General features: G+C 60.0%; 20 protein-coding genes. 10 read left to right on the top strand and 10 right to left on the bottom strand.

Annotated elements, in window-relative coordinates:
* The first annotated feature begins 214 nt into the window (after window positions 1-214).
* Window positions 215-1,069 carry a glycosyltransferase gene (locus NTD87_RS24980; RefSeq protein ID WP_262116858.1) on the top strand — a complete coding sequence of 285 codons (855 nt, stop codon included), beginning with the start codon at window positions 215-217 and terminating at the stop codon, window positions 1,067-1,069.
* 456 nt (window positions 1,070-1,525) lie between these two features.
* Here the strand turns inward: NTD87_RS24980 and NTD87_RS24975 are convergent, their stop codons facing one another.
* From NTD87_RS24975 to NTD87_RS24965, 3 genes are all read right to left on the bottom strand, one after another.
* A complete protein-coding gene (locus tag NTD87_RS24975) occupies window positions 1,526-1,849 on the bottom strand; it encodes a DUF2388 domain-containing protein (RefSeq protein WP_262116857.1) in 324 nt (107 codons plus the stop codon).
* Between the two features lie 461 nt (window positions 1,850-2,310).
* Complete coding sequence (gene thpR / locus NTD87_RS24970) at window positions 2,311-2,856, bottom strand: RNA 2',3'-cyclic phosphodiesterase (protein WP_262116856.1); 546 nt, start codon at window positions 2,854-2,856, stop codon at window positions 2,311-2,313.
* Between the two features lie 34 nt (window positions 2,857-2,890).
* Window positions 2,891-4,462 (bottom strand): murein L,D-transpeptidase, encoded by a 1,572-nt coding sequence (locus NTD87_RS24965; protein ID WP_262116855.1) that lies wholly within the window; start codon window positions 4,460-4,462, stop codon window positions 2,891-2,893.
* A gap of 145 nt (window positions 4,463-4,607) precedes the next feature.
* Between NTD87_RS24965 and NTD87_RS24960 the strand changes: the two genes are divergently transcribed.
* Window positions 4,608-5,321 (top strand): murein L,D-transpeptidase catalytic domain family protein, encoded by a 714-nt coding sequence (locus NTD87_RS24960; protein WP_262116854.1) that lies wholly within the window; start codon window positions 4,608-4,610, stop codon window positions 5,319-5,321.
* A gap of 13 nt (window positions 5,322-5,334) precedes the next feature.
* Here the strand turns inward: NTD87_RS24960 and NTD87_RS24955 are convergent, their stop codons facing one another.
* Window positions 5,335-6,252, bottom strand: a complete 918-nt coding sequence (locus tag NTD87_RS24955) for a LysR substrate-binding domain-containing protein (RefSeq protein WP_262116853.1) — start codon at window positions 6,250-6,252, stop codon at window positions 5,335-5,337.
* A gap of 176 nt (window positions 6,253-6,428) precedes the next feature.
* Between NTD87_RS24955 and NTD87_RS24950 the strand changes: the two genes are divergently transcribed.
* The 4 genes from NTD87_RS24950 (at window position 6,429) to NTD87_RS24935 (ending at window position 11,297) form a co-directional block, all read left to right on the top strand.
* Entirely contained in the window at window positions 6,429-7,757 is a 1,329-nt protein-coding gene (locus tag NTD87_RS24950; protein ID WP_262116852.1) for an MFS transporter, read from the top strand.
* A 31-nt stretch (window positions 7,758-7,788) separates the two neighbouring features.
* Window positions 7,789-9,045 carry a CaiB/BaiF CoA transferase family protein gene (locus NTD87_RS24945; RefSeq protein ID WP_262116851.1) on the top strand — a complete coding sequence of 419 codons (1,257 nt, stop codon included), beginning with the start codon at window positions 7,789-7,791 and terminating at the stop codon, window positions 9,043-9,045.
* A complete protein-coding gene (gene scpB, locus NTD87_RS24940; protein WP_262116850.1) occupies window positions 9,042-9,842 on the top strand; it encodes a methylmalonyl-CoA decarboxylase in 801 nt (266 codons plus the stop codon). The genes NTD87_RS24945 and scpB overlap by 4 nt, the downstream gene beginning before the upstream one ends.
* A gap of 372 nt (window positions 9,843-10,214) precedes the next feature.
* The gene (locus NTD87_RS24935) at window positions 10,215-11,297 is read left to right on the top strand and encodes a YncE family protein (protein WP_262116849.1); all 1,083 of its coding nucleotides are present in this window, start codon (window positions 10,215-10,217) and stop codon (window positions 11,295-11,297) included.
* An 89-nt stretch (window positions 11,298-11,386) separates the two neighbouring features.
* On the opposite strand, the gene NTD87_RS24930 is transcribed toward NTD87_RS24935, so the two are convergent.
* Together NTD87_RS24930 and NTD87_RS24925 are read right to left on the bottom strand one after the other, a co-directional pair.
* Window positions 11,387-11,959, bottom strand: a complete 573-nt coding sequence (locus tag NTD87_RS24930; protein WP_262116848.1) for a YceI family protein — start codon at window positions 11,957-11,959, stop codon at window positions 11,387-11,389.
* 25 nt (window positions 11,960-11,984) lie between these two features.
* Complete coding sequence (locus NTD87_RS24925; RefSeq protein ID WP_262116847.1) at window positions 11,985-12,545, bottom strand: cytochrome b; 561 nt, start codon at window positions 12,543-12,545, stop codon at window positions 11,985-11,987.
* A 366-nt stretch (window positions 12,546-12,911) separates the two neighbouring features.
* On the opposite strand from NTD87_RS24925, the gene NTD87_RS24920 reads away from it, so the two are divergent.
* Window positions 12,912-13,865: a class I SAM-dependent methyltransferase gene (locus NTD87_RS24920; protein WP_262116846.1), complete on the top strand. Its 954-nt coding sequence runs from the start codon at window positions 12,912-12,914 to the stop codon at window positions 13,863-13,865.
* Window positions 13,866-13,874: 9 nt separating this feature from the next.
* On the opposite strand, the gene NTD87_RS24915 is transcribed toward NTD87_RS24920, so the two are convergent.
* Complete coding sequence (locus tag NTD87_RS24915; protein ID WP_262116845.1) at window positions 13,875-14,963, bottom strand: polyamine ABC transporter substrate-binding protein; 1,089 nt, start codon at window positions 14,961-14,963, stop codon at window positions 13,875-13,877.
* 46 nt (window positions 14,964-15,009) lie between these two features.
* Entirely contained in the window at window positions 15,010-16,314 is a 1,305-nt protein-coding gene (locus NTD87_RS24910; protein WP_262116844.1) for an NAD(P)/FAD-dependent oxidoreductase, read from the bottom strand.
* A 154-nt stretch (window positions 16,315-16,468) separates the two neighbouring features.
* Here NTD87_RS24910 and NTD87_RS24905 point away from each other — a divergent pair, with 154 nt between their 5' ends.
* The gene (locus NTD87_RS24905; protein WP_262116843.1) at window positions 16,469-17,356 is read left to right on the top strand and encodes a LysR substrate-binding domain-containing protein; all 888 of its coding nucleotides are present in this window, start codon (window positions 16,469-16,471) and stop codon (window positions 17,354-17,356) included.
* Between the two features lie 164 nt (window positions 17,357-17,520).
* On the opposite strand, the gene NTD87_RS24900 is transcribed toward NTD87_RS24905, so the two are convergent.
* Together NTD87_RS24900 and NTD87_RS24895 are read right to left on the bottom strand one after the other, a co-directional pair.
* Window positions 17,521-18,201: a GNAT family N-acetyltransferase gene (locus NTD87_RS24900; protein WP_262116842.1), complete on the bottom strand. Its 681-nt coding sequence runs from the start codon at window positions 18,199-18,201 to the stop codon at window positions 17,521-17,523.
* Between the two features lie 5 nt (window positions 18,202-18,206).
* The gene (locus tag NTD87_RS24895) at window positions 18,207-18,734 is read right to left on the bottom strand and encodes a DUF3087 domain-containing protein (protein ID WP_262116841.1); all 528 of its coding nucleotides are present in this window, start codon (window positions 18,732-18,734) and stop codon (window positions 18,207-18,209) included.
* A gap of 97 nt (window positions 18,735-18,831) precedes the next feature.
* Here NTD87_RS24895 and NTD87_RS24890 point away from each other — a divergent pair, with 97 nt between their 5' ends.
* Both NTD87_RS24890 and NTD87_RS24885 read left to right on the top strand, forming a co-directional pair.
* The gene (locus NTD87_RS24890; RefSeq protein ID WP_262116840.1) at window positions 18,832-19,176 is read left to right on the top strand and encodes a hypothetical protein; all 345 of its coding nucleotides are present in this window, start codon (window positions 18,832-18,834) and stop codon (window positions 19,174-19,176) included.
* Window positions 19,177-19,290: 114 nt separating this feature from the next.
* On the top strand, window positions 19,291-20,997 hold the full coding sequence (locus NTD87_RS24885; RefSeq protein WP_262116839.1) for an amidase: 1,707 nt from the start codon (window positions 19,291-19,293) through the stop codon (window positions 20,995-20,997).
* The last annotated feature ends 298 nt before the right edge of the window (window positions 20,998-21,295 follow it).

The raw sequence follows: 21,295 nt of genomic DNA, 5'->3' as shown, positions 1-21,295 counted from the left end.
ACGCACAGTGGTGCCTTGAAGCAAACGAGGACAGGTTCATTGCCACGCAAGAACCTGTCCTCGTCCTGTCTTGAATACATCCATCCCCATCGCTCGTGACAATCAGAAACAACCCTGTCAGAAAATTTATTCACCCGGGAACGGGCCGAAAGGTTGACCTCTCTAGGATGAGCGCAAGCCTGAAGTTCAGGCAGCAATCGAGGCTCACCTACTGATGACGCATTCACTTTCGACCCAGGCAAACTACAGCATTGTGCTGGTGAACTATAAATCGCTTGAACTGACCAGGACCTGCCTGGAGCTGCTGCGCGAGGGTGCGCAGGAAGCTGGCGTGCCGGTGTTTGTGGTGGACAACTATTCGAACGATGCGAGCAGCGAATACCTGCGCACGCTCGACTGGATCAACCTGATCGAGCGTAAAAGTAACGCCCCGGAAGCCGGGAACATGGCTCACGGCCGGGCCCTGGATCTGGCCCTGGAGCAGGTTGAAACCGAGTACCTGTTTTTGTTGCACACCGATACGTTCGTCTACGACCCGGCTGTTTTCAGCCTGATGATCAGCCAGTGCACAGGCCCGCAAGAAGTGGCGGCTGTCGGGTGCCTGGAACAGCAAAATCGAGGGCTGGCCCGATCGGCCTGGCGCCTGACCTCACGTTTTTTCAAGCACTACACACGGCGCAGCTTGCTGGCCCTGGGGTTTAATTCAAGGGCGCCGAAGCCGTTCAAGGAAGTTCACTTGAAGAGCTTTTGTACGCTGTGGAATGTGCGATTGATTAAAAAACACGGGCTGCACTTTCAAATGGATGGGCGTAATCCCGGCTACGAGCTGCAAGATCGAATGGCGGCGTTGAACTACAAGATCGGCTTTATTTCGCCACGAACAATATTCCGTTATCTGGACCACATTCAAAGCGGGACGGTTTCAGCGATGGGCGGTTATGCGAATAACCATCGCAGGGTCAAGATGTACAACCTACTGACCGGCGAGAGAGCCTTCAAGGCTGATGTACGGGATACAAACAGCTACGTGGGGTCCTTTAAACAAGCGCGGTCTCCCGCGATTGTCTAATGCCCAAAAGATCGCACACGCGCCAAAACACCTAAGGAAACTTATATGGACGCCTCCCGGAGCTCAATAGGTAGGCGTCCATATAAGTTACCCTAGGTTCAAGGATGTCGGGGGGAGGGAGAATTCGGTGGGCATTGCTTCGACTTCGTTCGAGGAGTCGAAGGCATAGACCGTCGGGACATGCACGGCGCCGGCAAGCAAAGGCAGCGCAGCCATCAGGACAGTTGTGAGACACGCTCGGACTGGTGAATGGCAGGACATAAATCAAGGTCCTTGGTGTTGAAGAGCTGGGCTGCTTAGGTGTGACCGAGTTCGAACAACGTGCCTAACAAATCGAGCAGCTCGTACATGTTGCCGGCCTTCCATTTCTTGCAGCGGCTCAACACCCAGCCGTGATGGAAAACCGCGAGCGCCTGAGGGATTGGGAAGGCAATGGTGACTACAAGGTTCGCGTGGTCAGATTGTCAGGATGGCTTCTGCCAGTTGCGCGTCGGTTGCCTGTTTCATCTCAGGGGCCTCCTGGCGAATGTATTCAAATGCACTCTCTAATCTTACGCCGCGGATGGCACCTTCGCTTGCCACAAAACTGGCAGCATCATCCTGGGCTTCACGAACAATTTTGTTGTCACGCAACGACGACGAAAGCTTGGAGGTGGCGTTGGAGGTGGCCTTGAGTGCACGACTGATAGAGTCTGTGGTGGTACTCACTGTGGCAGAGGCGTGTACATTGGCAGCCATTGCCAAGAGGACAGCAGCACTGATCAGACGAAAACGGGACATGGAGCAACTCCTGTGGATCAACTATAAAAATGGTTGTTGCGAACAGATGGTGGCGTAACGGAGGTTCAGTTGCGCTGTACGGACTTCGTCTTCAACGGCGAGTACCGCCGGGGCTGACGCTCGTCGCCGACGGCGTTGTCCAGGTCCATTTGGCTGACCGCGCTCTGAGGCGATCCGAAGTTTCAGGTGGGGTTTTGTCAGCCAAAGAGCTGTCCACCATGGGGTTTCTGGCCCGCTCACGCGCAAATTGACATGCACACTAACAAAGCGGCAAAAGACTTCATGTAGGAAAATTCCCAAGACTCATCCGAATTTGCAATGGTTCAGAATTATTGAGTTCACCAGCTTGGAATGAGCGGGCTCGGGCTAATCATGCACCATGATCGACTGCTCGCCGTGAGTGAAGCGTGGGTGTGGCTGGCCGAGGTGCGCCGACTCACGACATGTTTTGTCTACACCCTCTAAGGAACCAGAGGCCATTCGGCCAGCGCCCGATAGCGACCTTTATGCGATTCGAACAGGGCGAAGTGCCTGGCACTCAGGTGAAAGTCGGGGGGCGTTTCAGATTCCGGGACAGGCTCTCGAAAGTCCCGCATCAAGGTCAAGTGAGGACGATATTCCCGGGGTGCGTCCACAAACCCAAGCGGCAGCATCGCCTGTTGCAAGGCATAAACCAACTGACGCAAAGGCAGCGGCGTCTGCTTTGGCGCGAGTAACAAAATGCCGGCTCGACGCCATGCATCCAGGTGGTCGAGTGATACCGTTAACAGCTCGCCTGACGTTTGTACTTGCGCGGCAGCAGCGCAGATACCCGGAATCTGCGCCACCGCCACAGATCCCAGAAACATCAGCGTCAAATGAAAATTTTCCGCTGGCACCGGGCGTCCGCTACCGAGCCCAAGAGCGCTTCGCCATTGGGCGATGGCTCGTCGTTGCGCAGGGGCGCAGGGCAGCGTGAAGAACAGCCGCTTGAACGGCTCGCTCTGCTCACGCGGTTCATTGTTCATGGCGTGTATCTCCAGGCAGAGGTGAAAGTAGCGCTCAGGACTTGCTGCCCAGCGCGACCGACAAGGCTGCATCACGCCCATAAATATCCGGGGCATAGAGCAACTGGCCATGGCTGTCGGCTTGCACCGTCCAGTAACTGAGCAGGATCGACACCGGCGTCGCCAGCCTGAATTCGTGAGTAAGCCCTGTCGCCAGCAACTCATTGGTACGCGCACGCTCAGCCGGACTCAACAACAGGTCGCGCAGTTGCATGGCTTGCTCGACTCGCACACAGCCTGAACTGAACGCGCGCGGCGCTTTTTGGAAAAGCGCCTGGCTGGGAGTGTCGTGCAGGTACACGGAGAACGGGTTGGGAAAGCGGATCGCCATCTGTCCCAGCGGGTTGTTCGGTCCGGCGTCCTGGCGCAAAAGGATGTTGCCGGGATTATCCCAGTCGATAGCGGCCGCCGCCAACGGATGGCCGTCGCGATCCAGCACTTGCAGGCTTTGCTTACTCAGGAACGTCGGATCCCGACGAATTTCCGGCAGCTTGTCTTCACGCATGATAGTCGGCGGCACCGTCCAGGTCGGGTTCAGGGTCAGGCGCGTGACCGACGATTTCAGCAGCGGAGTCGGCCGCTCGGCACGCCCTACCTGGATGCGTGTCTGCCATACCGGCACACCGCTCTGATAGACCGTCAACTGCGCCGCGGCCACATTGATCAGCAGGCTATTGGGTTCCAGATCCTGCGCCAGCCAGCGAAAGCGTTCGAGGTTGATGCGCAGTTGATCGCGCCGTACTGCCGGGCTGACATTCAGCTCAATCACAGTGCCCGGCCCTACCACGCCGTCCGATTGCAGCGAATGGTTTAGCTGGAAGTTTTTCACCGCGTTCACCAGCTCCGTGGTGTAAGCCGTGCCGCCCCTGGCGGAGACGCTGGCCAGATAGCCTTCGCTGAACAGCCGCTGCGCCAACTCGGGTACTCGCGCATCATGCGCGCCAGGGCGCAATAAGGGCCCGTCCGCGAGAGCCTGCCAATGGGGCAACGCTTGCTGACGCAGGTGAGCATAAACGCGGCGCAAGCTCTGGTATTGCTCAAGGCTTGGACGGGCCTGCTGAAAAGCCGTCGCAATGTCCTGCAGACCCGGCCCGGCAATGGCGAGCACCTCGGCGTGTCGATCGCGCTGCAACGCCTGCGCATGCCACAGCGGTTCGAAACGCGACTGCAGCAAGCGGCCGTAGCGCAGGTCCTGCAAGGCTTGCAGGTAATGCGCAGTGATGCCGATGTCGGTACACAGCGCATCACCCTCGGCATTGCCCGAGGGCAGGCTATAGCGGGCGGGGTCCAACCCGTCATCGGCCAACTGCTGCAACTGTGCCTGCAATGCCGACAAGCGTCCGCTGGCAGTCCAGACCAGGACGTCGTTCTGCTGCTGATAAAAAGCCTGCAACAGCGTTTGCGCTGACGTGTCCAGGTGTACCGCCAGGCGTGGGCAATCGACCGGCAATTGACGGAGCGCCAATGGCAGCGGGCTATCGTGGTCGGCCAGTTCGTTCTGGGCAGTCGCGACCAATGGCGCAGCGAGCAGGCAAAGGCTCAAGTAACATGCGTGCTTTTTGATCAATTGCTTTACTCCACTCCATGGCCGTCTTGTAGACGGTCAACCTCTGCAGCAGGTTCGGCAAACAATAAGACCTGCGTACAAACAGGCCCGCCGGGGGAGCGACAAGAAGTCGGGAGCCAACAATGACACTGGGGACTCTCCACGCATGCTGACCTTTTTGCGCCGACTCTGTCTGGCAGCGGCGACCCTGGGCGCGATTTGCAGTCCGGTGCTCGCCGCCAACACCCACAACCAAGCGTTGTATAACAGCCTCGCGCAGGCCGCTCCGGAACTCAATCCCCAAGCCCTGAAAAGTGCCCTGAGCGCCATGCAATGCGCCGTCAACAGTGGCGCCAAACAGGCCGAGCGCCTGGCCGTGATCGACTATTCGCAACCTTCCACGGCACGTCGCCTGTGGATCTTCGATCTGCGTAAAAAGTCCCTGGTGCTGCGCGATCTGGTCGCCCACGGGCAAAAGTCCGGGGAAAATTTCGCCACGCAGTTTTCCAATCGCGTCGGCAGCTATCAGTCCAGCCTGGGCCTGTTCCGCACCCAGGAAAGCTATCAGGGCAGCCACGGTTACTCGCTGCGCATGGACGGTCTGGAACCGGGTTTCAATGACCGCGCACGTGACCGTGACATCGTGATTCACGCGGCCGACTACGTGAACCCGTTATGGAGCGAACGCCAGGGTCGCATCGGCCGCAGCCTGGGCTGCCCGGCAGTGCGGCCACAAGTGGCGCGCCAGGTGATCGACAAACTCAAGGATGGCCAATTCATGTTTTCCTGGTACCCCGACCGGCGCTGGCTGAAATCCTCGGCCTACCTCAACTGCCAACCGCACCAGGTGGCCAGTATCCTCACCGCCAACGACAGCTAGCTCATCAGTGTCGTCAGTGTCCGTCCGCCCACCCCGGGTGCCGTCCAAACGCCTCGAAAAGCTCAAAAATGGTCGCCTTGACCTTTTGCACCGCGTTGCTCTGCACGGCCGTGTCAGGCCAGCACAGAGACAGCTCACGCGTGAAGAGCCGATGATCGATCCTGGCCAGCTTGAGCTTATGCTGATCAAGTTCGGTATGGGCCGCCGCCCAAGGCAGGATCGTGACACCCAGCTTTGCCAGAACGGCTGCGAACAACATATCCGTGGAGTTGGCTTCGAACTCAACCTCACAGTGCAGACCGGCCTCCTGCAGTGCCGACTCGACGCGACTGCGAATGGTGTTCGGTGCACAGGGCAGAACCAGCGGCATCTTCGCCAGGGCGTCGATCGTCACGGGCTCATCCGGTAGCGAAAACTCCGGCCACGCCACCAGGTACAGGGTTTCGGTCAGCAGCCGCTGCGAGGCCACGCCACGGGTTTCGACCGCATCGACAATCACCGCGAGCGCAACCCGCCCAACCGTAATCAGGCCGCCCAGGTCGGCGCTGGGTGCATCGATCAATTCCAGCTTGATACCCGGATAGCGATTGCGGATCGTGCGCGCGAGCGGAATCGCCAACATCCGCGCCGTACTCGACGGCATGCCGACCGAGACCTTGCCCTGCGGGAATTCGGCGTCCTGACGCAACAGTTCCCGGGTGCTGTCGGCCTGGCGCAGCAGCTCGATGGCATGCCGGTACAGCGTCTGGCCAGCTGCAGTGGGCACCACGCCCTGCACGCTGCGCTCGAGCAATTGCATGTCCATATCCCGTTCCAGATTGCGCATCTGCTGGCTGATCGCGGGCTGCGCGATATGCAGCGCTTCACTGGCGCGGGTGATATTGCCGCACTCGACCACCTTGATGAAATACCGCAACTGGCGCAGGTCCATGGGGGGCCTCCAAAGCCTCTGACTCTATATAAAAATCCGATGGGACCAAAGGAATTTCATATTTGTGGCTTATGAGGAGCGGTGCCTAGACTGATTTCACAATAAAACGAAGCGCCGACGGCTGCCACAGCCCGACAGCGCTTCCATAGGCCCGAGCAGGGCCATGGGAGATCTTAATGTTTAGAGCATTAACCGCATCGCCAGCCAGTGTGAAACCGATCAAAACGCCCCTGACCCGCGAGCAGATCCGCGGCTTCTGGACGGTCTACCTTGGATGGGTGCTCGATGGCGTGGACTCGGTCATCTTCGCCCTGGTTCTGATTCCCGCCCTGACCGAGTTGCTGCCCAACTCGGGCATTACCCCGACACCCGCCAACATCGCCATGTACGGTTCTCTCCTGTTCGGGCTGTTCCTGATCGGCTGGGGCCTGTCCTTCATCTGGGGGCCGCTCGCCGACCGCTTTGGCCGGGTCAAGATGCTCGCTGCGAGCATTCTGGTCTACTCGCTGTTTACCGGGGCGGCGGCGTTCTCGGAGAACATCTGGCAATTGGCGGCGTTTCGCCTGATCGCCGGGATCGGCGTCGGCGGCGAGTGGGCACTGGCCGGCACCTACGTGGCCGAGAGCTGGCCGGAAGACCGGCGCAAGATGGGCGCGGGCTACCTGCAAACCGGCTACTACTTCGGCTTCTTCATTGCCGCGTTGCTGAACTACACCATCGGCGCCACGTATGGCTGGCGCGTGATGTTCCTGTGCGGCCTCGCACCGGCGGCGGTGGCGATCTACACCGCATTGAAGGTCAAAGAGCCTGCCCAGACGCACAAGGCTGCTCACCACGCCGGACGTCCCCACACCCCAACCGCCTCCACTCGCACGTCGTGGTGGGAAATCTTCGCGCCGGCCTTTCGCCGTCGCACGCTGACCAGTTCGGCCCTGGTCGGGGTCGCCATCGTCGGTCTGTGGGCCGGTTCGGTCTACGAAGCGACCGCCGTGGTGACCCTGGCGACCCGCGCCGGCATCGACCACGTCGGCGCCGTGCACCTGGCCTCCATTGGCGCGGCAGTGCTGTCGCTCAGCACCATCCTCGGTTGCCTCGTGGCACCCTGGCTGGCCGAACGACTGGGGCGACGGCTAGCGCTGGGCATCTACTTTGCCGGCATGGCGGCGTCGATCGTGGTCGCCTTCGGCTGGGTGTTCTACATGGACGACGGCCTGCATCTGTTCATGGTGTCGCTGATATTCCTTGGCTTCTTCGGCGGCAATTTCGCGATCTTCTCGCTGTGGCTGCCCGAGCAGTATCCGACCCGGATCCGCGCCACGGCCTTCGCCTTCAATGCCTCGGTCGGGCGCTTCATCGGCGCCGGCGTCAACTTCCTGCTGGCCGCTGCGATCCACTGGCACGGCTCGCTGGGCGCACCCATCGCCTGGACCGCCGCAGCGTTCGTCGCCGGCATGCTGATCCTGCCGTTTGCCGTCGAAACCCGTGATCAGACCTTGCCGCAATAGCGCACCCCTCAACCCTTAACTGGAGAACTCTATGCAAGCTTTGCAAGGCGTGAAAATCGTCGACCTGAGCCGTGCGCTGTCGGGGCCGTTCTGCACCATGGTGCTGGCGGACCTCGGCGCCGATGTGATCAAGATCGAGCCCGGCCCGACCGGCGACATGAGCCGGACCTGGGGCCCGTTCGACCGGGGCGTGAGCACCTACTACCTGTCGTGCAATCGCAACAAACGCGGCCTGTGCATCGACTTCCGCCATCCCCAGGGGTTGGCCACGATCCAGCGGCTGATCGAGGATGCCGACGTGGTGATCGAGAACTTCAAACCCGGCACCCTCGACAGCATGGGGCTCAGCTATAACGTGCTCAGCGCACGCAATCCGCGGCTGATCATGGGCAGCATCAACGCCTTTGGCAGCGACGGGCCGATGAGCAGCTGGCCGGGGTTCGACCAGATTGCCCAGGGCTATTCGGGGCTGATGAGCCTGACGGGCTTCGTCGATGGCGACCCGACCCGCACCGGCACCGCCATCGGCGACCTGACGTCGGGCATGTGGCTGGTGACGGCGGTCATGGCCGCCCTGCTGGAGCGCGAACGCACCGGGCACGGCCAGCACGTCAGCACCTCGTTGCTGGCCAGCCTCGTCGGGTTGTTAAGTGTGCACGGGCAACGCTACCTCAGCCTGGGTGATGTCCCGCGCCGCACGGGCAACGCCCATTCGGTCATTGCGCCTTACGGCGTGTTCCAGACGCAGGACGGCCCGCTCAATCTGGCGCCGATCACCTCGGCCATGTGGGGACGTTTATGCACGCTGCTCGATTTGCCCGAACTGCCGGACGACCCGCGCTTCGCAACCAATGAAGCCCGAGTCGCACGACGTGATGAATTGAAAGCCATTCTGGAAAGCCGTTTGAAAACCCGCAGCAAACGCGCGTGGACCGAACTGTTCATCGAGGCAGGCTTGCCCGCAGGTCCCATCAACACACTCGACGAAGTGTTCGACGACCCGCAGGTGCTGCATAGCCAACTGACCAGAACACTCATGCACCCGACACTCGGCGCATTGCGTCAGGTGGTGACCCCGGTGTTCAGCGCAACCGACGCAGCACAACCTGCGCCAGGCACCAGCCAGCGACCACCCCCCCTGCTGGGCGAACACACTCTCGAAGTACTGCGCGAGGCCGGTTTCGACGCCGCGTCGATCAACGCACTGCTGGCCGCGAAAGCCGTGTACCAGGACACAACCGATTCGCCGCCAATGGCCTGCGAACAATCAACAGGAGCAGCACAATGACCCCAACGCAAACCTCTTCCGCCACCGTGACGGTCAACATGGTCGATGAACGAATCGGCCGGCTGGTCTTCAGTAATCCGACACACCGCAACGCACTCAGCGCGCAACTGCTGACGGCCCTCGACGAAAGCCTCGTCGCACTGGCGTCACAACGCATACCGGTGGTTATTCTGGGCAGCGACGTGGGCCAGGCAGTCTGGAGCGCCGGTCACGACATTCGCGAACTGCAACATGACCACGACCCGATCACCTACGGCAAGCCACTCGAAAAAGTGCTGCGCCGCATCCGCGCCTACCCCGGCGTGGTGATTGCCCTGGTATCCGGCTCGGTGTGGGGCGGTGCGGTCGACCTGGTGATGAGTTGCGACCTGGTCGTCGCGGATCGCAGCGCGAGCTTTTCGATGACCCCGGCAAACATCGGCTTGCCTTACACCACCAGCGGGCTGCTGCGCTTCTTCAATAACCTGCCGATTCACGTGCTGAAAGAAATGTTTTTCTGCGCGCAGAAGCTCGATGCAGAACGCGCTGAACGCTTTGGCGTGGTGAACCGGCTGGTCGACAGCGACGCGCTGGAGGCGACGGCGCTTGAACTGGCACGCACGATTGCCGGCAAAGCGCCGCTGGCCAATGCGGCGGTCAAGGAGCAGTTGCGCATCCTCGAAGACCTGCAACCGATGCCCGTTCAGGCAATGGAACAGATCGCAGAGCTGCGTCGACAGGCGTGTGAGAGCCGCGATTTTGATGAGGGGCTAGCGGCCTTTGCAGAGCGTAGGCCAGCGGTGTTTGGCGGTCAGTAAGACACGCTGAAGTAGACGATTAAGTCTGGTGAACTACGCACATCACACTGTTGAATCAACATTCGAGCCCCATAAAAAACGCTGACCGTTACCGGTTCAGCGTTTTCTATGGCAGCAGCTGCGCCAGCCCCCAACCAATGAATCTGTCCCTTCTTCTACAAAACATGTCCCCTTTCTATTCTAAATATTGACATTGCGTACACCGCAACTGAAATTGACTCGGCGGTTGAGGGAGTGCAGGAGGTCATCTGGCGGGCCAGCGACGGCCAAGACAGTGTATTTCTGAATGGATGCGAAGAAGTCAGGCGTCCCGGTTGGTGGGGGCCAGAAGCGAACAAATACAAAATATCCGAAGACCTCAGGAGAAAACCTATGGTGCAGCGAAATTTGTTGGGTTGCGCGACTGCGATATTGGCTTTGAGTCTCGCCACTTCAGTCAGCGCCGCTGAACTGAAACAGATCGGCACATTGGAGGTTCCGGGTGAACCTCTCAACGGCTTCGACATCAGCTACGTCGATCAGGCGACCAACCGTTACTATTTGGCCGATAGAAGCAACAAGGCTGTCGACGTGTTCGATGGCGCTAGCGGCAAGATGGTCGACCGCTTGCCCGGCGGATTCGCTGGGCAATTAAAGAGCAACGACGAGTCCGGCCCGAACGGCGTCGTTGTCGTTGGCGGCGAAGTGTGGGCCGGCGACGGCGACAGCACGCTGAAGATCATCGACCTCAAGACGAAAAAAGTCATCGATACCATTTCAACCGGCGGAAAAGCCCGGGTTGACGAGATGGCCTACGATCCGAAGGCGCACGTTGTGATTGCCGCCAACAATGCCGACGAGCCGCCGTTCCTGACGCTGATCTCGACCAAGCCGGGCCACAAAGTCGTGGCCAAGATTGCCTTCGAGGACGCCACGGACGGGATCGAGCAGGCCGTCTACGACGTAGCGACGAAAAGGTTCTATGTTTCGATTCCGGAATTGAAGAAGGATAAGGCCAAGGGTGCCGTCGCCGTCATCAACCCGGACAGCGGCAAGGTCGAGAAACTATTGCCAGTGAATGACTGCCATCCCAACGGACTGGTGCAAGGACCTGGCGCAAACCTGCTGTTAGGTTGCAACGCCGGCGTTAAGGGTAGCGGCCTGCCGCCGGTATTCGTCGTCATGAAAACTGACGGCTCGGTGGTCAAGGTCATTCCTGGCCTCGGTGCCGCCGACATGGTCACCTACAATCCGAAGCTCAAACAATATTACACCGCTTCGCGCGGTATGCCGGACGGCCCGGAACTCGGTGTCATCGACGCGAAATCCAACACGCTCGTCCAACGTATAAAGCTGCCCGGCGGCAACCCGCATTCGGTTGCAGTCAGCGAGAAAAATAATCACGTCTTCCTGCCGCTCAACGCCAAGGACGGTGGCTGTAATGGTTGCGTTGCCGTCTTCGCACCGGGCAGCTAACGCCATCGTAATCGTCGAGCCTTGCGCGTCACCAATAAAAGCGGCATGCAAGGCCGTCGGTCGCGAGACGGCCATCTGCCTCAGGAACGTTACTGCTCTGGGGCGACCACTCGAAACTTGATGTTGATCTCGTTGGAAATGACACCGTAATCGGCCCATTCGCCTTCACCGATCTTGAAGTCGCCGCGCTTGAGAATGAACTCGCCATCGAATACGCCGATGGCGCTCTGCGGTTTCAAAGTGATTTGCGCACCGACCTCGCGGGTAACGCCCTTGAGCGTGAGCTTGCCCTTGACCTCGTAGCGGTTGTTGCCGAGCGCCGTCACGCTGCTCGATACAAACTTCGCCTCTGGATAGGCTGCCGTGTTGAACCAGGCGGGCTTTTGCAACTCGCTGTTGGCGTCGCGGCTACCGGCGTCGATGCTGTTTAGCTGGATGGTGAGCGCGGCATGGGCCGCTGCCGGGTTCGCCGAGTCAAAATCGATGGTGGCCTCGAACTTGCCGAACGTGCCGTACACCCTCGCCCCCATCTGGTTATAGGTGAAGCTGATCTGGCTGGCGGTTGCGTTCACTTGCTTGTATTCAACGGCTTGGGCGCCGGCCAAGGTGCCGAATGTGAGCACGGCAGCCAATGCAATGGAATGCGGGTATCGATAGCTCATAGGATTATCCGGTCAGGGGCCCGCTTCATGGATTGAGGTGCCTTGGGTCAGGTCTGCGCTTTGACGGCAGTATGCGCGTCAGCACGTCGTCGCGATCAATGAAGTGGTGCTTCAGCGCCGCGCACGTATGAACGATCACCAGCGCCAGCAAGATGAAGTTAAGCACCTCGTGCAGATCCTTGAGACGGTCGCCCAATGCGGCGTCCTTGGGCAGCAGATCCGGCAGCGGCAAGACACCAAACCATGACGTCTGAAAACCCAGTGCCGAACTCATCAGCCAGCCGCTGAGCGGAATGACGATCATCAGTGTGTACATCAACCCATGCGAGACATGGGACGCGAATCGCGACATGGCCGATATCGTCATCGGCAAGGGCGGTGCGGGATGAGCCAGGCGCCAGCCGAGTCGCAGCAGTACCAGGAAAAACAGGGTCACCCCGGCCCACTTGTGCCATGAGTACAGCTTCAGCTTGGTCGGCGAAAGCACAAGCTCAGGCATGTAGAAGCCGAGCGCGAAGGTGCCGATCAGCCCGAGGGCGATCAGCCAGTGCAGGTAAATCGCCGTGCGGGTGTAACGATCATTCATGAGCGCTCCGTGTCGACCTGCGACGTGACCGGGTGAAAACCTCGCTGCCCGACTGCCGGTACATTGTTGATCTGCACTTGTGCTTGTGCAAACGCTTTGACGGGGGCTTGCCATAATGCCGATCAGTTAAGCCGAATACTGAACCTGTGGCGAGGGAGCTTGCTCCCGCTGAACTGCGTAGCAATCCCATTTTTAGGGCCGCTTCGCGCCCCAGCGGGAGCAAGCTCCCTCGCCACAGGGAAGCGTCCATCCTTAACTGACTGGCATTAGGGCTTGCTGGCGATCAATCGGCCTTTTGCACAGCAAAGCCCCTATCGCTGCAATTGTGGTTAAAATGCCGCCCCTTCAAATTGCCGGCCCTGCCCGATGAACCCTGACGCCCTCTCCACCCTGCACCTCCATTTGCTGACGGCCCTGGCAGCTGCACCCGACGAAACCCGCCGGCTGTTCCACGGCCGTGGCCGATGCTGGCCGGGGCTGGAACAACTGACCGTCGACTGGATGCAGGGCGTGGTGCTGGTTTCGCTGTTCAAGGAACCTGACCCGGCGCAACTGGAAGCCTTGAAGCAACTGCTGATGGCGATCACGCAGTCACCTGAGTGGGAAAAATCCGGCGCTCATACGTTGCTGCTGCAGCACCGTTACCTACCGCAAAGCACCACCGAATGGCTGCTGGGGGAAACGATCGAGGAATTGACGATTACCGAGGGCGGCCTGCGTTATCGCGTGGACCTGGGCCAGAAACAGAACAGCGGTCTGTTTCTCGACATGCGCTACGGTCGCAACTGGGTGCGGGACAACGCTCGCGGCAAACGCGTCTTGAACCTGTTCGCCTACACCTGCGGGTTTTCGGTGGCCGCCATCGAGGGTGGCGCGGAGCACGTGGTCAACCTGGACATGTCCCGTGCGGCCCTGAGCCGTGGCCGCGACAATCACCGGCTGAACGGACATGACCTGAGCAAGGTGAGCTTTCTCGGCCACGACCTGTTCAAGTCCTGGGGCAAGGTGATCAACGGCGGGCCTTACGATCTGGTGATCATCGACCCGCCGTCCTTTCAGAAAGGCAGTTTTCTGCTGACCAAGGACTACCAGCGCGTGTTACGCCGCCTGCCGGAACTGCTCAGCCGCCAGGGCGTGGTACTGGCCTGCATGAACGACCCGGCCTTTGGCTCGGACTTCCTCATCGACGGTGTCACCCGCGAAGCCCCGAGCCTGCGCTTCGAACAACGCCTGGAAAACCCGCCGGAATTTCCCGATACCGACGCTGAAAGCGGCTTGAAGGCGCTGGTGTTCAGGCAACACGCCGAGACGATTGCCTGAACCTGCGACTCAGAGCCCGCTGATGACTTTTGTCCATAAACGGGTGACCTGGCGCATCACCTTGGGTTGCATGGCCTTCAAGGGGAACAAGGTGCTCATGGTTTGCGCTGTCGGATAAATCGCCGGATCGTTGCGCAAGGCGGGTTCAATCAATGGCGTTGCGGCACTGTTGCCGTTCGGATAGTGAATCGCATTGCTGATGTCGGCGATGACGTTGGGCTCCATCAGGTAATTCATGTAGGCATAACCGTTATCCTGATTGGGCGCATTCTTCGGCATGACCACCATGTCGACGGCCAGGGTCGAGCCTTCCTTCGGAATCGTGTACCCCAGCTCGATGCCGTTCTTCGCCTCATGCGCGGTGGAGGTCGCCTGCGCGATGTCGCCACTGAAACCGATAGCCACGCAAATGTTGCCGTTGGCCAGGTCACTGACGTACTTGGACTGATGGAAATACTGAACGTACGGTTTGATCTTCAGCAGCGCCGTTTCGGCTTTCAGGTAATCCGCCGGGTCCTCGCTGTCGTGCTTCAACCCCAGGTAGTTGAGGGTGATCGGCAACATCTGCGTCGAGTTATCGAGGAACGCTACGCCGCATTGGCTGAGTTTCTCGATGTTTTTCGGATCGAACAACAGGCTCCAGCTTTTGGTGACATCGGTGCTGCCGAAGATCGCCTTGATTTTCTCGACGTTGTAGCCGATCCCGACCGTGACCCACATATAGGGAAACGCGTATTGGTTGCCGGGGTCGTTGACCTCCAGGGTTTTCATCAATTGCGGATCGAGGTTCTTCCAGTTCGGTAACTTGCTCTTGTCCAGTTTCTGCAGCGCGCCCGCCTTGATCAATTGAGCGAGGAAGTGGTTCGAGGGGCTGACCACGTCGTACCCGCTGCTACCGGTGATCAACTTGGCCTCCAGCATCTCGTTGCTGTCGATCAAGTCGTAGGTTGTCTGGATGCCCGTCTGTTTGGTGAAGTTACTCAAAGTGTCGTTGGCAATGTAGCTGCTCCAGTTGGAGATACGCACGGTATCTGCCGCAGCCGCCACCCCGCTTGAAGCCGCGCAGAGTGCAAGGACGAAGTTTTTCAGAGTGTTCATTATTGTTATTCCAAGTGAGAAAACGACGTTAACAAGGCCTTACGGGTCAGGATTCCGATTGAGCGCGACAGGCCTCGTACCGCAGGCGCACCGAGGCACCGATATCGAAAAAGGGTGTTGGCGGCAGCCAACCCGGATCAGCCTGACTGAGCACGCTGCTGAGCAATGGCGACTCACTGCCGGAGGCCATCTCCGCCAGTAGACGTCCCCACAAGGTGCCGCGTGCAACGCCCGAGCCGTTGCAGCCGGCCACGGTGTAAATGCCCCGCTCGACCCTGGCGAAGCGCGGTTCACCAGAGCGGGTTGCGCTCAGATGCCCGGTCCAGGTGAACTGAAGATGGTGCTCGGTGATCCACGCAAATCGACGTTGCAAGCCACGCAAGTGGGTTAGCCGACGCGCACTGAGCGCTGAACCGGCAAGGTCGCGATGCCGGTACTCCACGGTATTACGAATCAGCAGCCTGCGATCGGCGGTCAGTCGTAACGTCGCACCGGCCGGCCGGGTCGACAGCACACCCCATTGCGCCGGGCTGCCCATCTGGCGGTACTCGTCGTCGGTCAGCGGGCGGCTCAGCGACGCACTGAGCTCAAGGGGGAACACGGCCCGGTCAGGCAAACCGACACGTGGCAAAAACGGCCCGACGCAGATCAGTACCTGGCTGGCTTCAACACTGCCGTGGGTCGATAACGCGCGGACATTGCCATTGGCCAAACGCTCCAGCCCGGTGATGTCGGTGTACTCGTACAACGAGACGTTATCGGCCAGGGTGTCACGCAAGCCCTTGGCATATTTCGCCGGCTGCAGCAGGGCGTTACCACCGCGACACCAAATCCCCGCACGATAAAAATCCGTTCCCAGGCAGCGACTCAAGTCTTGCCCCTGCAGAAACTGCGCATCGGCCCCCACGTCACGCAAGGTCTGCACTTTCAGCGCCGCGTCTTCGAGCTTGTCCGGATCGTGTACCGCGAAGAAATAACCCTGGTCATGCAGGTCACACTCAATACCCAGACTGCTCACACGCTGGCGCACTTCTTCGTTGGCTGCGCGACTGATCTGCGTACTGTGCCGGTAATAGGCATTGTCCGGCCGACCGAGCAGTTCGTCACCCGCCGGATTTTCATGGGCGACCACGAACCCGGAGTTTCTCGCCGACGCGCCCTGTGCGGCACGTTGACGATCGACAATGACGATCCGTGCTTGAGGATGCAGTTCGGCCAGGGTGTGCGCGGCCGACAGCCCGGTGAATCCACCACCGATGATCAGCCAGTCGGCTTTCTGCGAGCCCCGCAAGCAGGGTTGTGCCGCAGACTCTCCCGCCTGGACGATCCAGCCACACCTATTTTCAGTCATCTACTCACCTCACACCGCACGGATCTGTTGAACGCTGTCGTCATGAACAAATAGCATGCTTAAATGCTTTCAATCCGACCGCCATGACCAGAATCTAGGGTGATCTCGATGCGCAATCCAACGCTATTAACGCATTCATCCATTCGGTTTTCGCATGGATAAGGTCTTTCGCGTGCCCTCATTGCAGGCCCTTCAAGCGTTTACCGAAGTAGCTGAGTCCTGCAACTTCACCGAAGCGGCAGCGAAGTTGTGCCTGACCCAGAGCGCGGTCAGCCGAAAGATTCAACAACTGGAGAGTCACTACGGCGTACCGCTGCTGGTTCGCAGCAGTCGAAGCGTCACGCTGACCGTCGAGGGCAAAGAAGTCCTGGAAACCGCGCTCAGAATGATCGGCGAATTGCAGGCCCTGGAAAAACGCCTGGCGCCCAGGGACACGCCCTTTCGCATCCGCATTCACGTGTCGCTCGCCGTGCGCTGGTTGCTGCCTCGGCTGACCGACTTTTATGCGCGCAACCCCGATCTGTCCCTGTCGATAGAAACCGTGGCAACCGAACGGGTCGACCCCTCAGGTGATTGCGACGCCTGCATCCTCTACTTGCTGCAACCGCCAGCCGATCAGGCGTATCACGTTTTGTTCGAAGAGTTCCTGGTCCCGGTCTGCGCGCCTGCCTCAGTCAATGGAAAACCACCCCCTGCCTCAGTCGACGAGCTCAACAAGTATCCGCTGATCCATGGCTCAACGGGTCAACAGGAGTGGGCGGCCTGGTTGAAAGCCTATGACGGGGGGCTGCCCAAAGACTGCAAACACATCACCTTCAACCTGGACGAACTGGCCCTCGATGCCGCCGCCCGCGGCCTGGGCATTGCCATGACTGACCGCACGCTCGCGCAAGAATTGATAAACCGCGGCGACTTGATCATTCCATTCGGCCCCGCCCTGAAAACCTCGGGCGCCTATACCTTGTGGCTACAACCCACCAGCGCCTTGCACCCGGCTCGACAAGCTGTGTTGGAATGGTTTGCTGAGCAATCGGCGTCCTGAAAAATGAAATTCAGGCAATGAGCGCATGCCCCTGACCGTGCGAATGACGCCCCAAGCTGCACAGGCTCCAGAAACGCAAAAGCCCAGCACGAACTGGGCTTTTCTGTTTCTGGCCAGGTCAGCGAATCAACGAATGCCCGCGCAACGTAGCTTGCACCGCAGCCCTACCCAAGACGCTCCCGCACAAAAGCCTTGGCTTTGGCCGTCATCTGGTCGAGATGCCGGTCGCGCTGTTTTTCTGCATCGACCATCGCCCGCTTCCCGTGCTTTTGCAGCAGATACGTATGAATCTGCCGCACTTCGACAGAGCTGTAGATCGGCGCGGTGTCCAGCACGCCCATCAAGCCACCCGTGCTGTGGTCACGGGTATTCATCAGCACCTGCGGACCCCGCGCACCCAGCACCTGAAACCCCATCGATTCGAAACAGGCAACCTTGCCAACGGCGCACGTCAGCTCGGCATGTGGGTAGCGGCTGACCATCTCTTGCACCATCGCCCGTGCGACGCCCTGGCGCCGATGACTGGCGTGCACCGCCATATAGGCCAGGCCGCACGCCTCGGGATCATCCTTGACCGGCAGATACAGCAAAAAGCCGATGACCTTCGAAGGCTCTTCATCATCCATTGCGACGATCAATTCGACAGCAACCCCTTTCGAGCCGCCGAGCGCCTCCAGGTAGAGATGAACCTCGTAACCGATAGCGTATTGATACACGCTGTACAGGGGGTTGCTCGGCGCAATCGCCACCGTGCTGATATCGGTCAGATAGTCGACGACCATCTGCAGGATCTGGTCATTCATGTGCTCGGCGCACGGGGTTTCAAAGTGGCTGATCGTGAACATCGAACTCATGCCTCCTTCGCCTTCACCGCCGCCAGCCATTCAGGATTCAACTGATTCTGCTCAGTCTCGATCCCCAGCGCTTCCATGCTCGCCTTGTGCTGATCGATCTCGCGAGTCATTTGGCTGAGGCTGCTGGAGTTGCCGTCCAGTTGGTGCATCTGTGTGAGACCCAGGTGGTAAAAGCGCAGCAGTTTCATGGCGCTCGGGTTACCGGCCTGCACGGCATCGGTGACTCGATGCATGACGTTGGTGATGCGCATCAGGCTACGCTTGAGTTGCCAACCGTAAACCGCCGCCGCCATCCACGGCTGCGACCAGCCTTTGATTTTCATCAGCGCCGCGCTAACGATTACCGCAGCAATGACACCGCCCAGGTTGAAGCGGAAGTTGTCGCCACCGGGCTCGCCGAACAGCATGACCGCCAGGCCGGACAGCATCATCGCCAGCAGGACGAAGGTCACGGCGATAATCACTGTGCTGCGGCGCGTCTGCTGTCGATAGGTTTCGGGGTTCCACGGCTTGATCTCGAACATCACGGCAGGGCTCTTTAGCTAAGTTGATACAGGATTGCGCGGCATTATCGCCCGTACAGCCCGATACAGACACGCTTAATGAACAGGATGCTTCACCATGCGCGCACTGATGACGAAGTTCGGCCGTTTACTGGATCAGGGACTCAACAAGGAAGTCTTCGACAACCTCAGAAACCTGCTCATGTGCACCCTGCTGCTGGCAGCTGGCACCGACGCGCTTCGCTCGCCGTCTTCGCCGATTTTCCACTTGTTCGGCTACTGGATCGCGGGTTGGGGCCTGATTGCACTGGCGGTGGCGCTTATGCTGCTGAACATGTGCGACGGCCTGAGGAAACTCGCCAAAACCCGCTACCACCTGAGCCTGCAAATAGTACTTTGCCTGCTCTATGTGGTGCTGGCGTTCAGGATTGTAGAGATTGTCTGGAGCTTCAGAGCGAGCTGAGTCAATAGAAACGCAGACACGTGTTAAATAGAATGCTCAGGTTGAAAGCCCGGATACTGTCGCGTAATACAGCGCCACGAGAACCGATATGAACACCCATTTTGAGAGAACAGCATGATCGAGGTCACCGAGGTTTCCATTGCCCAACTGCGTGCTGCGCTCGAATCGGGCCAGACCACGGCGGTTGAACTGGTGCAGGCCTATCTCGCCCGAATCGATGCCTACGACGGCCCCGACACGCCCACCGCCCTCAACGCGGTGGTGGTTCGAAACCCTGAGGCGCTGGACGAGGCGCAGGCGTCCGATGCCCGTCGGGCCAAAGGCGAGACGTTAGGGCCGCTCGATGGCATTCCCTACACCGCCAAGGACAGTTATCTGGTGAAGGGGCTGACCGCCGCTTCCGGCAGTCCCGCCTTCGCCAACCTGATTGCCTATCGCGATGCGTTCACCATCGAACGGCTGCGCGCCGCCGGCGCCATCTGCCTGGGCAAGACCAACATGCCGCCCATGGCCAACGGCGGCATGCAGCGCGGGGTCTACGGCCGTGCAGAAAGCCCCTACAACGCTGACTACCTCACCGCCCCCTTCGCCTCGGGCTCATCGAACGGCGCCGGTACCGCCACCGCCGCCAGTTTCGCGGCCTTCGGCCTGGCCGAAGAAACCTGGTCGAGCGGACGCGGCCCTGCCTCGAACAATGGCCTGTGCGCCTACACGCCGTCGCGCGGGGTGATCTCGGTGCGCGGCAACTGGCCGTTGACGCCGACCATGGACGTCGTCGTGCCGTTTGCCAGAACCATGGCCGACCTGCTCGAAGTGCTCGACGTGGTAGTGGCCGAAGACCCCGACACACGCGGCGATCTATGGCGGATGCAACCCTGGGTGCCGATCCCGAGCGTCGCCTCGGTGCGTCCCGCCTCCTATGCAGAGCTTGCCGCCAATCCCGATGCCCTCGCCGGAAAGCGCTTCGGCATTCCCCGGATGTACATCAACGCCGACACCGAAGCCGGCACCTCTGAAGCGCCGGGGATCGGTGGCCCGACCGGGCAGCGAATCAACACCCGTGCCTCGGTGATCGGGCTCTGGGAACAGGCTCGCCAGGCACTCGAAGCCGCTGGCGCCGAAGTGATCGACGTCGACTTCCCGCTGGTCTCCAACTGCGAAGGTGATCGCCCCGGTGCGCCGACCGTGTTCAATCGTGGCATCGTCTCCAAAGAGTTCCTCCACCATGAGCTGTGGGACCTGACGGCATGGGCGTTCGATGACTTTTTGCAGGCCAACGGCGATCCGAAATTGAATCGTCTGGTCGATGTGAACGGACCGCTGATCTTCCCGCACGATCCAGGAACCCTGCCTAACCGCGAAGGCGACCTCGCCGCTGGCATGGACGAGTACGTACGAATGGCCGAGCGCGGCATTACGCCGTGGGACCAGATCGCCACCGTGCCCGACGGACTGCGGGGGCTTGAACAGACCCGTAAAATCGACCTTGAAGACTGGATGGATCGGCTCGGCCTCGATGCCGTGCTATTCCCGACCGTCGCCGACGTCGGCCCGGCGAATGCCGATGTCGACCCGACGTCTGCGGACATCGCCTGGAGCAACGGCATCTGGGTCGCCAACGGCAACCTCGCTATCCGGCATTTGGGTGTGCCGACGGTCACTGTACCGATGGGTGTGATGCCGGACATCGGCATGCCGGTCGGGCTGACCTTTGCCGGTCGCGCGTATGACGATTCGACGTTGCTGCGGCTGGCTTCGGCGTTTGAATCGACCGGGACGAAGCGGATGATTCCGCCGCGGACTCCGGCGTTGCGGACGTAACGTCGCTGGATACGACTTTGTGTCCGCCTAACATTCAAGCAGCCGCCCAGGCTGCTTGAACGCCAGGAACGTTACCGGACACTGATCCCACGTAGGAGCTGCCGAAGGCTGCGATCTCTTGATCTTCAGCTCCGAAATCCTCGTAGGAAACCACCCACCGTGGCGAGGGAGCTTGCTCCCGCTGGGCTGCGAAGCGGCCCCAAACCCTCCCCCGCAATTTCCTCAGACACTCCACAACGCCCGGTTTACGGCAAATGCACCGCCGAACATGGACAAACCACATCGCAACAATGACCGC

It is taken from the genome of Pseudomonas sp. 6D_7.1_Bac1, from assembly GCF_025465945.1.
Taxonomy (GTDB): domain Bacteria; phylum Pseudomonadota; class Gammaproteobacteria; order Pseudomonadales; family Pseudomonadaceae; genus Aquipseudomonas.
The sequence above is the reverse complement of the archived record's forward strand: the minus strand, read 5'-3'. Positions and strand labels throughout refer to the sequence as shown.

What these genes read in the sequence shown, in the direction of transcription:
- NTD87_RS24900 (WP_262116842.1), bottom strand. Translation starts at nt 18,201, where the DNA reads ATGTTCACGATCAGCCACTTTGAAACCCCGTGCGCCGAGCACATGAAT.
- NTD87_RS24955 (WP_262116853.1), bottom strand. Translation starts at nt 6,252, where the DNA reads ATGGACCTGCGCCAGTTGCGGTATTTCATCAAGGTGGTCGAGTGCGGC.
- NTD87_RS24960 (WP_262116854.1), top strand. Translation starts at nt 4,608, where the DNA reads ATGCTGACCTTTTTGCGCCGACTCTGTCTGGCAGCGGCGACCCTGGGC.
- NTD87_RS24905 (WP_262116843.1), top strand. Translation starts at nt 16,469, where the DNA reads ATGGATAAGGTCTTTCGCGTGCCCTCATTGCAGGCCCTTCAAGCGTTT.
- scpB (WP_262116850.1), top strand. Translation starts at nt 9,042, where the DNA reads ATGACCCCAACGCAAACCTCTTCCGCCACCGTGACGGTCAACATGGTC.
- NTD87_RS24945 (WP_262116851.1), top strand. Translation starts at nt 7,789, where the DNA reads ATGCAAGCTTTGCAAGGCGTGAAAATCGTCGACCTGAGCCGTGCGCTG.
- NTD87_RS24915 (WP_262116845.1), bottom strand. Translation starts at nt 14,963, where the DNA reads ATGAACACTCTGAAAAACTTCGTCCTTGCACTCTGCGCGGCTTCAAGC.
- NTD87_RS24925 (WP_262116847.1), bottom strand. Translation starts at nt 12,545, where the DNA reads ATGAATGATCGTTACACCCGCACGGCGATTTACCTGCACTGGCTGATC.
- NTD87_RS24975 (WP_262116857.1), bottom strand. Translation starts at nt 1,849, where the DNA reads ATGTCCCGTTTTCGTCTGATCAGTGCTGCTGTCCTCTTGGCAATGGCT.
- NTD87_RS24980 (WP_262116858.1), top strand. Translation starts at nt 215, where the DNA reads ATGACGCATTCACTTTCGACCCAGGCAAACTACAGCATTGTGCTGGTG.
- NTD87_RS24920 (WP_262116846.1), top strand. Translation starts at nt 12,912, where the DNA reads ATGAACCCTGACGCCCTCTCCACCCTGCACCTCCATTTGCTGACGGCC.
- NTD87_RS24890 (WP_262116840.1), top strand. Translation starts at nt 18,832, where the DNA reads ATGCGCGCACTGATGACGAAGTTCGGCCGTTTACTGGATCAGGGACTC.
- NTD87_RS24950 (WP_262116852.1), top strand. Translation starts at nt 6,429, where the DNA reads ATGTTTAGAGCATTAACCGCATCGCCAGCCAGTGTGAAACCGATCAAA.
- thpR (WP_262116856.1), bottom strand. Translation starts at nt 2,856, where the DNA reads ATGAACAATGAACCGCGTGAGCAGAGCGAGCCGTTCAAGCGGCTGTTC.
- NTD87_RS24910 (WP_262116844.1), bottom strand. Translation starts at nt 16,314, where the DNA reads ATGACTGAAAATAGGTGTGGCTGGATCGTCCAGGCGGGAGAGTCTGCG.
- NTD87_RS24930 (WP_262116848.1), bottom strand. Translation starts at nt 11,959, where the DNA reads ATGAGCTATCGATACCCGCATTCCATTGCATTGGCTGCCGTGCTCACA.
- NTD87_RS24885 (WP_262116839.1), top strand. Translation starts at nt 19,291, where the DNA reads ATGATCGAGGTCACCGAGGTTTCCATTGCCCAACTGCGTGCTGCGCTC.
- NTD87_RS24895 (WP_262116841.1), bottom strand. Translation starts at nt 18,734, where the DNA reads ATGTTCGAGATCAAGCCGTGGAACCCCGAAACCTATCGACAGCAGACG.
- NTD87_RS24935 (WP_262116849.1), top strand. Translation starts at nt 10,215, where the DNA reads ATGGTGCAGCGAAATTTGTTGGGTTGCGCGACTGCGATATTGGCTTTG.